The 13714-nt window shown below is 67.8% G+C and carries 12 protein-coding genes; 10 read left to right on the forward strand and 2 right to left on the reverse strand.

Annotated elements, in window-relative coordinates; translation table 11 throughout:
* Window positions 1-11: 11 nt before the first annotated feature.
* A complete protein-coding gene (locus ACJH71_RS17390) occupies window positions 12-332 on the reverse strand; it encodes a hypothetical protein (protein WP_406759245.1) in 321 nt (106 codons plus the stop codon).
* Between the two features lie 181 nt (window positions 333-513).
* On the opposite strand from ACJH71_RS17390, the gene yajC reads away from it, so the two are divergent.
* The 6 genes from yajC (at window position 514) to ACJH71_RS17420 (ending at window position 9052) form a co-directional block, all read left to right on the forward strand.
* Entirely contained in the window at window positions 514-822 is a 309-nt protein-coding gene (gene yajC, locus ACJH71_RS17395) for a preprotein translocase subunit YajC (protein WP_406759246.1), read from the forward strand.
* 193 nt (window positions 823-1015) lie between these two features.
* The gene (secD, locus tag ACJH71_RS17400) at window positions 1016-3097 is read left to right on the forward strand and encodes a protein translocase subunit SecD (protein ID WP_406759247.1); all 2082 of its coding nucleotides are present in this window, start codon (window positions 1016-1018) and stop codon (window positions 3095-3097) included.
* Window positions 3098-3101: 4 nt separating this feature from the next.
* Window positions 3102-4412 (forward strand): protein translocase subunit SecF, encoded by a 1311-nt coding sequence (secF, locus tag ACJH71_RS17405; protein ID WP_406759248.1) that lies wholly within the window; start codon window positions 3102-3104, stop codon window positions 4410-4412.
* Between the two features lie 6 nt (window positions 4413-4418).
* Complete coding sequence (locus ACJH71_RS17410; RefSeq protein WP_406759249.1) at window positions 4419-6077, forward strand: ABC transporter substrate-binding protein; 1659 nt, start codon at window positions 4419-4421, stop codon at window positions 6075-6077.
* Window positions 6074-6616 (forward strand): adenine phosphoribosyltransferase, encoded by a 543-nt coding sequence (locus ACJH71_RS17415; protein WP_406759250.1) that lies wholly within the window; start codon window positions 6074-6076, stop codon window positions 6614-6616. The genes ACJH71_RS17410 and ACJH71_RS17415 overlap by 4 nt, the downstream gene beginning before the upstream one ends.
* A gap of 111 nt (window positions 6617-6727) precedes the next feature.
* Complete coding sequence (locus ACJH71_RS17420; RefSeq protein ID WP_406759373.1) at window positions 6728-9052, forward strand: RelA/SpoT family protein; 2325 nt, start codon at window positions 6728-6730, stop codon at window positions 9050-9052.
* Window positions 9053-9143: 91 nt separating this feature from the next.
* On the opposite strand, the gene ACJH71_RS17425 is transcribed toward ACJH71_RS17420, so the two are convergent.
* Window positions 9144-10040 (reverse strand): peptidylprolyl isomerase, encoded by an 897-nt coding sequence (locus ACJH71_RS17425; protein WP_406759251.1) that lies wholly within the window; start codon window positions 10038-10040, stop codon window positions 9144-9146.
* 109 nt (window positions 10041-10149) lie between these two features.
* Here ACJH71_RS17425 and ACJH71_RS17430 point away from each other — a divergent pair, with 109 nt between their 5' ends.
* From ACJH71_RS17430 to ACJH71_RS17445, 4 genes are all read left to right on the forward strand, one after another.
* The gene (locus tag ACJH71_RS17430; RefSeq protein ID WP_406759252.1) at window positions 10150-10827 is read left to right on the forward strand and encodes an MBL fold metallo-hydrolase; all 678 of its coding nucleotides are present in this window, start codon (window positions 10150-10152) and stop codon (window positions 10825-10827) included.
* A complete protein-coding gene (gene hisS / locus ACJH71_RS17435) occupies window positions 10824-12086 on the forward strand; it encodes a histidine--tRNA ligase (RefSeq protein WP_406759253.1) in 1263 nt (420 codons plus the stop codon). Before ACJH71_RS17430 ends, hisS begins: the two co-directional genes overlap by 4 nt.
* An 80-nt stretch (window positions 12087-12166) precedes the next feature.
* Window positions 12167-13090, forward strand: a complete 924-nt coding sequence (locus tag ACJH71_RS17440; RefSeq protein ID WP_406759374.1) for an endonuclease domain-containing protein — start codon at window positions 12167-12169, stop codon at window positions 13088-13090.
* 62 nt (window positions 13091-13152) lie between these two features.
* Complete coding sequence (locus ACJH71_RS17445; RefSeq protein ID WP_406759254.1) at window positions 13153-13707, forward strand: hypothetical protein; 555 nt, start codon at window positions 13153-13155, stop codon at window positions 13705-13707.
* Window positions 13708-13714 lie beyond the last annotated feature (7 nt).

The raw sequence follows: 13714 nt of genomic DNA on the forward strand, positions 1-13714 counted from the left end.
CTTTCCGCGGCTCAGATCTGGCCGAGTGGCCGGCACGCGTTGCCGAAGGGTTGCCAATATTCGCCGGGCGGGCAGTCCAGCGGCGTCGGGCCTTGGCCGAGCGGCATGCAGGTGTTGGTGCTCGGCTCCCAGTACTGGCCGCCGGGGCAGGCGAGCGGCGTCGGGCCTTGGCCGAGCGGCATGCAGCTGTTGGTGCTCGGCTCCCAGTACTGGCCGCCGGGGCAGGCGAGCGGCTCCGCGGATCCGATGGCGGGCATGGCGATCGCTCCCACCGCCAGGGGAGCCGCTGCCAAGGCAACGGCGGTCGCCAGACCACACGCGAAATTTTTCATCGGCCAACTTTCCCTTGAGAATCCTGACCCCCTGTCACCGATAGCCTAGGGGGTGGACGGCGGTACCGAAGCACGGTCGCCGGACTCAGTGGCACACTGTTGTCATCACAGTGGCCCGCCACACCTCAAGTGGTCCGGTGCCGAAGACTCATTCGAACAAGTCGAAAGATCGGTTGTCGTCATGGAAAACATGGTTGCCTTCCTGCCGCTGCTCCTTGTCATGGGCGCGTTTATGTTCTTCGCCTCGCGGCGGCAGAAGCGTGCGATGCAGGCCACCATCGACCTGCATGAATCGTTGCAGGTGGGCGACCGGGTGCACACCACCTCGGGGCTGCAGGGCACCATCACCCGCATCACTGACGACGACGTCGACCTGGAGATCGCGGACGGTGTGGTGACCACCTGGATGAAGCTGGCCGTGCGCGACAAGATCGAGCCCGAAGAGCTGACGGCCGAGGCCGCAGTCGAAGAGGCCGTCGAAGGCGCATAGCGGCTCGCCGCCTTCGGGCTGGCCGGCTGACACGCCCGACGCGCGGAACGCCCGCCCAACGATCGTCCCGGCCAGCCGGGCACGTACCCTTTTGCGGGTGCAGTGGTACTGATCGCTGCGGGCGGCCCGCGCACGGGCCAGCCTCGACGATCACGAGAGCGCATTGCGCAATGAGCGAAGGAGACTCAACAACGTGGCATCGCCTTCGGCGCCGGTGCACCCTGCCCGCAACCTGGCGGTGTTCCTGGCATTGCTCATCGGCGTCTACCTGCTGGTATTCCTGACCGGAAACAAGCTCGCCGAACCCAAACTTGGTATCGACCTGCAGGGCGGCACTCGTGTGACGCTCACCGCGCGCACCCCGGACGGCTCCACGCCGACCCGTGACGCGCTCAATCAGGCGCAACAGATCATCAGCGCCCGGGTCAACGGACTCGGTGTGTCGGGCTCTGAAGTGATCATCGACGGCAACAACCTGGTCATCACGGTGCCGGGCAGCGACGGCAACGAGGCCCGCACCCTCGGCCAGACGGCCCGGCTCTACATCCGCCCGGTGATCAACGGTGTGTCGGTGCAGGAAGCTCAGGCAGCTGCCCGGATGCCCGGCCTCGGTGGTGGCGGTATGCCCGGCGTCCCAGGCTTGCCGCCCGGCGCCGGTGGTGGTGCTCCCGGTCTGCCGCCGGGTCTTGGCGGTGGCGGCGTTCCCGGCTTGCCTCCCGGTCTTGGCGGTGGCGGCGTTCCCGGTCTGCCTCCGGGTCTTGGCGGTGGCGGTGTTCCCGGTCTGCCTCCCGGTCTTGGTGGCGGCGGTGTTCCTGGTATGCCCCCGGGCGCCGGCGGGTCCGTCCCGCAGCAGCCGCTGACTCCGCCGGCCCAGCCGCGGCCCTTCCCGCAGGAGCCGACCCCGACCCCGGGGACCACCTCTTCGAGCCCCGGCTCCGAAAACACCAGCGAGACCGCCACTCCCGGCACCTCGACTGTTCCGGCGCCAGGATCGCCTGCCGAGGCGCCCGGCGCCGGTCCCCAGATGCCCGCCTTACCGGGGCTGCCTGGCCTGCCGGGTCTGCCCGGGATGCCTGGCCAGGGTGATCAGGCCCAGGGCTTGGCGGCCCGCATCGCCGCCGAGAAGCGGTTGCGCCAGAGCGACAACAAGGTGGTCCAGGCGCTGGCCCTGCAGATCCAGGCCGGACGGTGCGACAAGGAAGACATCCTCGCCGGCAACGACGACCCGGACCTGCCACTGGTGACCTGTTCGCAGGACCAGCAGACGGCCTACCTGTTGGCGCCGTCGATCATCAGCGGCGACCAGATCGCCGACGCCAGCTCGGGCATGGACCAGCGCAGCGGCGCCAACATCGTCCAGGTGCAGTTCAAGAGCGGCGCGGCCGACGTCTGGGCCGACTACACCGCCGCCCACATCGGCACCCAGACCGCGTTCACGCTGGACTCGCAGGTGGTCAGTGCCCCGCAGATCCAGGAAGCCATCCCCGGTGGCCGCACCCAGATCACCGGTGGCTCGCCGGGGTTCACTCAAGACGGTGCCCGCCAGCTGGCCAACGTCTTGAAGTACGGATCGCTGCCGCTGTCGTTTGAGGCCTCCGAAGCCGAAACCGTCTCGGCCACACTGGGAATGACTTCGCTGAAGGCGGGTCTGATCGCCGGTGCGATCGGTCTGGCACTGGTGCTGGTCTACTCGCTGCTCTACTACCGCGTCCTGGGCGTGCTGACCGCGCTGTCACTGGTGGTGGCCGGAGCCATGGTGTACGCGATCCTGGTGTTGCTGGGCCGGTACATCAACTACACGCTCGACCTGGCCGGTATCGCCGGTCTGATCATCGGTATCGGAACCACCGCCGACTCGTTCGTGGTGTTCTTCGAACGCATCAAGGACGAGATCCGCGAGGGCAAGTCGTTCCGCTCGGCGGTGCCGCGCGGGTGGGCGCGCGCCCGCAAGACCATCGTCTCCGGCAACGCGGTCACCTTCCTTGCTGCGGCGGTGCTCTACTTCCTGGCGGTCGGCCAGGTCAAGGGCTTCGCGTTCACCCTGGGGCTGACCACGATCCTGGACCTGGTGGTGGTGTTCCTGGTGACCTGGCCACTGGTCTACCTGGCGTCGAAGTCTCCGACGCTGGCCAAGCCGTCCTACAACGGCCTCGGCGCCGTTCAGCAGGTCGCGCGCGAACGGCGGGCGGTCGCCAAATCGGGAGGCACAACGGGCGGCAAGTCCGGGGCCAAAGCGCGCACGCGGGTAACCGCCCAGTCGACGGAACAGGGATAGCCAGATGGCCAAACCGAGCACCAGTAGCGGTACGAAAGCCGCGAAAAACGACGCCGCCGCGGGCGAACTCACCAAGGGCCGCAGTGCCGTGGAGGCGAAGCCTCGCAAGACCGCGGGAAGCACCAAGGCGCCCAAGCACAGTTTCCTGTCACGGCTCTACACCGGTACCGGCGCGTTCGAGGTCATCGGTAAGCGGCGGATGTGGTACGCGGTCAGCGGTGCCATGGTGGCCATCGCCATCGTCAGCATCCTGATCCGCGGATTCACCTTCGGAATCGACTTCGCCGGCGGCACCAAGGTGTCGTTCCCGCGCGGCGACACCAGCGTCACCCAGGTCGAAGAGGTGTTCCGCAAGAGCGTCGGCAGCAGCCCCGAGTCGGTGGTGGTGGTCGGCAACGGCAACTCGGCGACGGTGCAGATCCGTGCCGAGACGCTCACCAACGAGCAGACCGAGAAGCTGCGCGACGACCTGTTCGACGCGTTCCAGCCCGTCGGCCCGAACGGTGAGGCGAGCAAACAGGCGATCAGTGACTCGGCGGTCTCGGAGACCTGGGGCGGGCAGATCACCCAGAAGGCCGTGATCGCGCTGGTGGTGTTCCTGCTCCTGGCGTCGCTGTACATCACCGTGCGCTACGAGTGGTACATGACCATCTCTGCGATGATCTCGATGGTCTTCGACATCCTCGTCACCGCTGGGGTGTATTCGCTGGTCGGATTCGAGGTCACGCCGGCCACTGTCATCGGCCTGTTGACCATTCTCGGGTTCTCCATCTATGACACCGTCATCGTGTTCGACAAGGTGGAGGAGAACACCAGCGGCTTCGAGCACAAACCCAAGCTGACTTACGCCGAACAGGCCAACCTGGCCATCAACCAGACTTTCATGCGATCGATCAACACCAGCCTGATCTCGGCGTTGCCGATCATGTCGCTGATGGTGGTCGCCGTGTGGCTGCTCGGTGTGGGAACGCTGCAGGACCTCGCGCTGGTCCAGTTGGTCGGTGTTGTGGTCGGCACCTATTCGTCGATCTACCTGGCCACTCCGCTGCTGGTCAGCCTGCGGGAGCGCACTGAGCTGGTGCAGAACCACACTCGCCGGGTGATGCGGCGGCGCAACGCCGCGGCCGGTTCGAAAGCGGCAGCGGCCGGCACGGACGTCGCGGAGGACCTCGACGGCACCGAAGACACCGTTGCCGGCGCAGACGCGGGCGCGGCGGCGACCGCGTCGGGCGCCCCGGCTCCCGGCGCAAAGCCGGTCCGCCCCACCAGCCGGCGCAGCCAGCGTCCGACCGGCAAGCCGGGCGCCGGTCGGTAACCGGCGATGGCGGCCCGCTGTCGGCACGCCGCGGCGTGGGTGGTGGCGATCATCACCGGCCTCGGCGCCTGGTCGGTGTCGGCGTGCACCAGTGCCACCGTCGATCAGATCGACTACGCCGTCGACGGCGGTCTGATCACCTACAACAGCACCACCGTGGCCGGTGCGGCGTCGGCAGGACCGCAGGCGTTCTCCCGCACCCTGATCGGCTTCGGCTACCACGGTCCGGATGGCCAGATCGTCACCGACCACGACTTCGGCAGTATCTCCGTGGTGGGCCGCGCCCCGCTGGTGCTGGACTATCAGATCGCCGACGCGGCGGTGTACTCCGACGGCAAACCCATCACCTGTGACGACCTGGTGCTGGCCTGGGCGGCCCAGTCGGGCCGCTTCCCGGGTTTCGACGCCGCAAGCCGAGCCGGTTACCTCGACATCGAGAACATCGAGTGCCAGCCCGGTGAGAAGAAGGCGCGGGTGTCGTTCTTCGCCGACCGCAACATCGTCGACTACGAGGAACTGTTCACCGCGACCTCGATGATGCCGTCGCACATCATCGCCGACAAGCTCGGTGTGAACACCACCGACGCTGTGCTGGGCAAGCTCGGGCCCGCCGATGAGGTCATCGCCAAGATCGCGCAGGCCTGGAACACCACCTGGCAGCTCGGCCGCGACGTTGACCTGCGGCACTTCCCGTCGTCGGGGCCCTACAAGATCGACTCGGTGCTCGAAGGTGGCGCCGTGGTGCTGGTGGCCAACGACCTGTGGTGGGGTGCCAAGCCGGTCACCAAGAGGATCACGGTGTGGCCGCAGACCGCCGACATCGCCGACCGGGTCAACAAACGCGTCATCGAGGTCGTCGACGTGGCGACCGGATCCGCGGGGTCGCTGATCACCCCGGACGACTACCAGAGCAGTGACAGTCCCTCGGGTGGGATCGAGCAGCTCATCTTCGCCCCGTCCGGCCCACTGTCGGAGACGCCCGCGCGCCGAGCGGTGGCCTGGTGCACCCCGCGCGACATCATCGCCCGCGATGCGGGGGTTCCGGTGGTCAATTCCCGGCTCAACACCGCCATGGACGACGCATTCGACCAGGCCGAGAACGTGCCCGAGGCCGAACAGTTCGCTCGGGCAAACCCCGATGCCGCCCGCGACGCGCTGGGCGGGAAGCCATTGACGGTGCGCATCGGCTACCGCGGTCCCAACACTCGGCTGGCCGCGGTGATCGGGGCGATCACCAGCTCATGCGCGCCTGCCGGCATCACCGTCACCGAGGTGGCCTCCGACAGCATCGGCCCGCTGGCACTGCGGGAAGGACAGATCGACGTGTTGCTCGCCAGCACCGGGGGATCCACCGGTAGCGGGTCGAGCGGATCGTCGGTGGTGGACGCCTACGAGTTGTTCAGCGGCAACGGCAACAACCTGTCCGGTTACCACAACGACCAGATCGACGGCGTCGTCTCCGCGTTGGCCATCACCGCCGATCCCGCCGAGATGGTCCGGCTGCTCGGCGAGAGCGCTCCGGTGTTGTGGGCCGATATGCCCACCCTGCCGCTGTATCGCCAGCAACGGACCCTGCTGTCGTCGAAGAAGACCTACGGTGTTGCTGCCAACCCCACCCGGTGGGGTGCGGGCTGGAACATGGACCGCTGGGAGCTGCAACAGTGAATCAGGCCGGGCCCGCGGCAGGCGCCGGTGAGATCATCGCGTCGCTCATTCGCGAGGTCGCGGACTTTCCCACGCCGGGAATCGCTTTCAAAGACCTGACCCCGGTCTTCGCCGACGCGGCCGGGCTGGCCGCGGTCACCGATGCGCTGGCTCGGGCCGCCGCCGGTGCGGATCTGGTGGCCGGTATTGACGCGCGGGGATTTCTGCTGGCCGGGGCGGTCGCCGACCGGCTCGGGGTTGGTGCGCTGGCGGTCCGCAAAGGCGGCAAACTGCCACCGCCGGTGCTCTCGGAGCGTTATCAGCTCGAGTACGGAACCGCGGTGCTGGAGATACCGGCCGACGGACTCGAGTTGGCCGGGCGCCGCGTGGTGATCCTCGACGACGTGCTGGCCACCGGCGGTACCCTGGCCGCGACGCAGCGTTTGCTGTGTCGGGCAGGAGCCGAGGTGGTTGCGGCGGCAGTGGTGCTGGAGCTGGCGGGGCTGGGCGGACGCGCCGCCGTGGCACCGTTGCAGCTGGCCAGCCTGCACCTGATTTAGTCGATATTCTCGTGGTCGGAGGTGAACACAGTGGGCCCTGAACAAGGCTTAGCGCAGGGCTCCGATCAGGGTTCAGGCCCCGAGCGGTATAGCGCTGACGCCAGCCAGCCGGTGGCGGTGTCGGAGGGGGTTGCCCAGGACGCGCCCTCCGAGCGCACCGATCTGCTGAAGGTCCCGACCAGTGCCTCCCGGCGGGTGCGGGCCCGGATCGCCCGGCGTATCACCGCCCAACGCGGTGCGCTGAGCCCGGTGCTGGAGCCGCTGGTGGCGGTGCACCGGCAGTACTATCCGAAAGCCAACCTGGCACTGCTCCAACGTGCCTACGAGGTCGCCGAGCAGCGGCACGCCTCCCAGCTGCGTCATTCGGGGGATCCCTACATCACCCACCCGGTGGCTGTCGCCACCATCCTGGCCGAACTGGGCATGGACACCATCACGCTGGTGGCCGCGCTGCTGCACGACACCGTCGAGGACACCGGCTACACGCTGACCGCGCTGGCTGCCGAGTTCGGTGACGAGGTTGCTCACCTGGTCGACGGGGTGACCAAGCTGGACAAGGTGGTGCTGGGCACCGCCGCCGAGGCCGAGACCATCCGCAAGATGGTCATCGCGATGGCACGTGACCCCCGGGTGCTGGTGATCAAGGTCGCCGACCGGCTGCACAACATGCGCACCATCCGCTTCCTGGCGCCCGAAAAGCAGGCCCGCAAGGCGCGCGAGACACTGGAAGTCATTGCGCCGCTGGCACATCGGCTCGGGATGGCGAACGTCAAATGGGAGCTCGAGGATCTGTCGTTCGCGATTCTGCACCCCAAGCGCTACGAGGAGATCGTGCGCCTGGTGGCAGACCGCGCGCCGTCCCGCGACACCTACCTGGCCAAGGTGCGCGCCGAGATCGTCAACACGCTGGCGAAGTCGAAGATCACCGCGACCGTCGAGGGCCGCCCCAAGCACTACTGGTCGATCTATCAGAAGATGATCGTGCGCGGCCGCGACTTCGACGACATCTACGACCTGGTGGGACTGCGGATCCTGTGCGACGAGATCCGGGACTGCTACGCCGCGGTCGGCGTCGTGCACTCGCTGTGGCAGCCGATGGCCGGCCGGTTCAAGGACTACATCGCCCAGCCGCGCTACGGGGTCTACCAGTCGCTGCACACCACGGTGATCGGCCCGGAGGGCAAGCCGCTGGAGATCCAAATCCGCACCCGGGAGATGCACCGCACCGCCGAATACGGCATCGCCGCACACTGGCGTTACAAAGAGGCCAAGGGCCGCAACGGTGTTCCGCACCTGAACACCGCCGCCGAGATCGACGACATGGCCTGGATGCGCCAGCTGCTGGACTGGCAGCGGGAAGCCGCCGACCCGGGTGAATTCCTCGAATCGCTGCGCTACGACCTGGCCGTCAAAGAGATCTTCGTGTTCACCCCCAAGGGCGACGTGATCACGCTGCCCACCGGCTCCACGCCGGTGGACTTCGCCTACGCCGTGCACACCGAGGTCGGTCACCGCTGTATCGGTGCCCGGGTCAACGGCCGGCTGGTGGCGCTGGAGCGCAAGCTCGAGAACGGGGAAGTGGTCGAGGTTTTCACCTCGAAGGCACAGAACGCCGGGCCGTCGCGGGACTGGCAACAGTTCGTGGTGTCGCCGCGCGCCAAGGCCAAGATCCGCCAGTGGTTCGCCAAGGAGCGGCGCGAGGAGGCCCTGGAGTCCGGCAAGGACGCGATGGCCCGCGAAGTGCGCCGGGCGGGTTTACCGCTGCAACGCCTGGTCAACGGCGAGTCGATGGCGGCGGTGGCCCGCGAACTGCACTACAGCGATGTGTCCGCGCTCTACACCGCCGTCGGCGAGAACCACATCTCGGCGCATCACGTCGTGCAACGGCTGGTGGCCCAGCTCGGTGGCGTGGACCAGGCCGAGGACGACCTGGCCGAGCGCTCGACGCCGCTGACCATCCCGCGCCGCGAGCGTCACACCGACGATGTCGGCGTCGCGGTCCCCGGCGCCACCGGGGTGCTGACCAAACTGGCCAAGTGCTGCACCCCGGTGCCCGGCGACGAGATCATGGGTTTCGTCACCCGCGGCGGCGGGGTGTCGGTACACCGCACCGACTGCACCAATGCCGACGCGCTGCGCCAACAGGACGAACGGATCATCGAGGTCAAATGGGCGCCGTCGCCCTCCTCGGTGTTCTTGGTCGCCATCCAGGTCGAGGCACTGGACCGACACCGCCTGCTGTCGGACATCACCAAGGTGCTCGCCGACGAGAAGGTCAACATCTTGTCGGCCTCGGTCACCACCTCACGCGACCGGGTGGCGATCAGCCGGTTCACCTTCGAGATGGGCGACCCCAAGCACCTGGGCCACCTGCTCAATGTGGTCCGCAACGTCGAGGGCGTCTACGACGTCTACCGGGTGACATCAGCGGCCTGACCGGGCTTCAACCCGCCGCGAGCGTGCGCAGTCGTACACGTGACGACGGCGTGTCGCCGTGCAGACGCGCACGCTCGCGCGAAAGGGCGCGCTAGTCGGCCCGCACCGACTTGACGGTCACCTTGGTGGCCGGTGGGCCGTCTTCGCCGCCGCCCTGCACGCCGGCCGCAGCGATCTTGTCCAAGGTGGCCAGGCCGTCGTCCTGGATCTTGCCGAACACCGTGTACTGCGGCGGCAGCATCGAGTCCTTGTAGACCAGGAAGAACTGGCTGCCGTTGGTGCCGGGCCCGGCGTTGGCCATCGCCACCGTGCCGCGGGGGTAGGTGACCGGCTGCTGAGCGGCGCGGTCGCCCAGGGAGTACTGGTCGGTGGGATATTCGTTATCGAACTCATAGCCCGGGCCGCCGGTGCCGTCGCCGGCGGGATCCCCGCATTGCAGCACGCTCAGCATCGGCGACGTGGTGAGCCGGTGGCACTGAGTGTCGGAGAAGAAGTCCTTGGCCGCCAGGCTGATGAAGCTGTTGACGGTGCAAGGGGATTGGGCGTTGGTGAGCATCAACCCGATGGGGCCCTGGTCGGTCATCATCGAGACGCTGACCTCGGCCGGGTCGGTCGGGACTTTGCCGGACCGCGGCGGGTCGACGGGCTTGGTGGCCGGACGCGCCTTCGGGTACTGGCAGTCGGCGCCCAGCTGAGGCGATGCGGTGAACTTCGGCAGCTGCCCGGCGCTGCCGGTCGGTGCTCCGGAAGCGTCGGAGGAGTCCGCGGACTCCGAGGTGCTCGATTCTGTCGAGCCGCTCGCGTTGACGTTGCCCGGATCGTTGTCGCGCAGCACGACGAACACCACCCCGGCGATCAGCAGCACCGCCGCCACGGCGCCGACGATCATCAGCAGTCGGCGCTGCTTGCGGGCTGCCTCGGCACGTTGCTGCACCTGTTGGTCCAGATTGCGCTTGGCGGCGGCACGCCGCTCTGAATTCGTGGGCACCGGCGGGAACCTCCTGGCTCGCTGACTGAGTCGGCCCTCAAGTCTGCCAGAGCGCGCCTGTGCCGCCCGCGTCACCGCCGACCGGGCATGCAATGGGAAACTGGTCGGCGTGTTGGTCACCGGATTCCCCGCTGGGATGCTGGCGTGCAACTGCTATGTGTTGGCGCAGCGGCAGGGCTCGGACGCGATCGTCGTCGACCCCGGGCAGCGTGCGATGACCCGGCTGCGTCGTGTTCTCGACGAGAACCGGCTGACGCCGTCGGCGGTGCTGCTCACGCACGGGCACATCGACCACATCTGGTCGGCACAGAAGGTCTCCGACACCTACGGCTGTCCTACCTACATTCATCCCGAGGACCGATTCATGCTCACTGACCCGCTGCGCTCGCTTGGCACGGTGCCCGGACAGGCGCTGTTCGGTGTGCTGAGCAAGGCGATGTTCTCCGAGCCCAGGCAGCTGATCGAACTGGATCGCGACGGTGACAAAATCGGCCTGGGCGACACCACCATCACCGTCGACCACACACCCGGGCATACCCGCGGTTCGGTGGTCTTCCGGGTCGAAGGTGATGCGGCCGAGGTGGTGTTCAGCGGCGACACCCTGTTTCAGAATTCGGTCGGCCGCACCGACCTGCCTGGCGGCAGCGGCCGCGATCTGTTGACCTCGATCGTCGATAAGCTGCTGTGTCTTGACGACGGATGCGTGGTGCTGCCCGGCCACGGACCCAAGACCACCATCGGCGCGGAGCGCCGTTACAACCCGTTCCTAGAAGGGCTCAGTGCGTGAGCACGTTTGCTGCACCCAAAGGGGTGCCCGACTACATTCCGCCGGCCTCGGCGGGCTTCATCGCGGTGCGTGACGGACTGCTGGCGGTCGCTCGCCGCGCCGGTTACGGCGACATCGAGCTGCCGATCTTTGAAGACACCGCACTGTTCGCCCGTGGGGTGGGGGAGTCCACCGACGTGGTCTCCAAAGAGATGTACACGTTTGCCGATCGCGGCGACCGTTCGGTGACCCTGCGGCCCGAGGGCACCGCGGGCGTGATGCGTGCGGTGATCGAGCACGGTCTGGACCGCGGTCAGCTGCCGGCCAAGCTCTGCTATTCGGGGCCGTTCTTCCGCTATGAGCGCCCGCAGGCCGGCCGTTATCGGCAGCTGCAACAGGTCGGGGTCGAAGCGATCGGGGTGGACGATCCGGCGCTGGACGCCGAGGTGATCGCCGTCGCCGATGCGGGCTTCCGCTCCCTGGGCCTCGATGGTTTCCGGCTGGAGATCACGTCCCTGGGCGACGACACCTGCCGCCCCGCGTATCGAGAGCTGCTGCAGCAGTTCCTGTTCGGGCTCGACCTCGACGAGGACACCCGCCAGCGCGCGCAGCTCAATCCGTTGCGGGTGCTCGACGACAAGCGCCCGCAGGTGCGTGAGATGACCGCTGACGCCCCGGTCATGCTCGACCATCTCTCGGACGCCGCCCGGACGCACTTCGACACCGTGCTGGCACACCTGGATGCGCTCGGGGTGCCGTATGTGGTCAACCCGCGGATGGTGCGCGGCCTGGACTACTACACCAAGACCACTTTCGAATTCGTGCACGACGGGTTGGGCGCGCAGTCGGGGATCGGTGGTGGCGGACGCTACGACGGGCTGATGCGCCAGCTCGGTGGACAGGACCTGTCCGGGATCGGCTTCGGCCTCGGGGTGGACCGCACCCTGCTCGCGCTGGCCGCCGAGGGCAAGACCGTCGGGCAGAGAGCCCGGTGCGAGGTGTTCGGGGTGGGTCTGTCCGAGTCGGCCAAGCTGCGGCTGGCGGTGATCGGCGCGCAGTTGCGGGCCGCCGGGGTGCGAGTGGACCTGGCCTACGGGGACCGTGGCCTCAAGGGCGCGATGCGCGCCGCCGACCGCTCCGGGGCGGTCATCGCGCTGGTCGCCGGGGACCGCGACCTGGAGGCAGGCACCGTCGGCGTCAAGAACCTGGCCACCGGGGAACAGGTCGACGTGCCGATCGACGACGTTGTCGCCGACGTACTGCGCCGAATGTCGCCTTAATGCACGGTTATCCACAGAACGGGTGACAGAAGTCGACACTCGGCACTCGGATGACGGCCCGAGGCGGCACTGTGACTGCCATGCCGATCCTCATACCGGATTCCACGTGGCCCTTCCTCGGCACTGAGGCGTTGGCGGCAGGTAGCGTGACGCGGCGGACGTTACGCAGTCGGTATCGGTCGATCTACCGCAACGTCTATCTGCCGAACGGCCAAGAGCTCACGCCGGTTACGCGTGCGGTGGCAGGCTGGCTGTGGTCGGGACGGACGGCGACCGTGGCCGGCTTGTCCGCGGCGGCCCTGCACCGATCACGGTGGCTCGATGCGCGGTTGCCGGCGGAACTGAACCGGAAGGCCGCCTCTGACGCCGAGGGGATTCTCATCCATCGTGAGCGGCTGGAACCCGACGAGACATGTCTGATCCGAGGGATACCGACCACCACAGCCGCACGGACCGCTTTCGACCTGGGCCGCAACAAAGGGCTGACCGGTGCCGTCATCCGCCTCGATGCCCTGGCGAATGCGACGAGGCTGGTCGCGGACGACATTTCCGCGCTGGCGCAACGCCACAGGGGTGCTCGCGGCCTGTTGCAGTTACGGCGCGCGATCACGCTGATGGACGGCGGCGCGGAATCCCCGCAGGAAACCCGGACGCGGCTGTTGCTGATACGCGGCGGACTCCCTCGCCCGATGACCCAAATCGTCGTGCGAGACGGCTTCGGCCGTCCCTGCGCTCGCATTGATATGGGCTGGCCCGAATACCAGGTCGGTGTGGAATTTGACGGCGCCCAGCACTGGACCGACCCCCGTCAGCGGACCGCTGACATCGATCGCTACGCGGAGTTGTCCGCACGCGGCTGGGTGATCGTCCGGGTCAGCAGCGACCTCCTTCGGTATCGACCGGGTGTGGTGCTTGCGCGGGTCAGGGCTGCGCTCCGGGCTGCCGGTTATACCGGGACGGATTTGAACGTCGACTTATTGCACACTCAGCACCTCGGGGCGTGACGCAAACCGACACTCTGCAACGCAGACCAGCCACTTGTGCCCCTCCGGTAGCGTGGCGCGGTATGACGATCATGCGGAACGTGACAGTCAAGTTCGGGACGGTGCTGCTGATGGCCGCCGCCGGAGTGGCAGCCAGCCACGCGACGTCACTTGCGGACCCGGAGACCAGCCCAGCCTCGCCCACCGAGAACCCGGCGGCATCGCCCACCGAGAATGCGGCACCCTCGCCGACGCCCACCCCGACGGAGAACGCGACCGAACCGTCGGCTGACGCCCCGAAGAAGAGCGCGACCGGCGGCCACGAGGTCACCTACACCATCACCGCCACCAGCGACCTGACCGGCAACATCTCCTACATCAAGACCGACCCGCCCAGCATGGCTGCCTACAACGCCAACTCCTCGGAATACCTCGAGACGGTTCGGGTGCCGATCGGCGGGGGATCACCGGTGGTCTACACCACCACGCTGGCCGACCCGAGTCAGTGGGCGCTGGTCACCGCCAGCGGTGGCTTGCGGATCAACCCGGAGTTCCACTGCGAGATCGCCGTCGACGGCGAAGTGGTGGTGTCGCAGCAGGGCGGCAGCGGAGTGTCCTGCTCTACCCGACCCTGGTGACGGATCC

This window comes from Mycobacterium sp. SMC-15 (genome assembly GCF_045310925.1).
Classification (GTDB): domain Bacteria; phylum Actinomycetota; class Actinomycetes; order Mycobacteriales; family Mycobacteriaceae; genus Mycobacterium.

What these genes read in the sequence shown, in the direction of transcription:
- ACJH71_RS17410 (WP_406759249.1), top strand. Translation starts at nt 4,419, where the DNA reads ATGGCGGCCCGCTGTCGGCACGCCGCGGCGTGGGTGGTGGCGATCATC.
- ACJH71_RS17390 (WP_406759245.1), bottom strand. Translation starts at nt 332, where the DNA reads ATGAAAAATTTCGCGTGTGGTCTGGCGACCGCCGTTGCCTTGGCAGCG.
- ACJH71_RS17440 (WP_406759374.1), top strand. Translation starts at nt 12,167, where the DNA reads ATGCCGATCCTCATACCGGATTCCACGTGGCCCTTCCTCGGCACTGAG.
- secF (WP_406759248.1), top strand. Translation starts at nt 3,102, where the DNA reads ATGGCCAAACCGAGCACCAGTAGCGGTACGAAAGCCGCGAAAAACGAC.
- yajC (WP_406759246.1), top strand. Translation starts at nt 514, where the DNA reads ATGGAAAACATGGTTGCCTTCCTGCCGCTGCTCCTTGTCATGGGCGCG.
- ACJH71_RS17445 (WP_406759254.1), top strand. Translation starts at nt 13,153, where the DNA reads ATGACGATCATGCGGAACGTGACAGTCAAGTTCGGGACGGTGCTGCTG.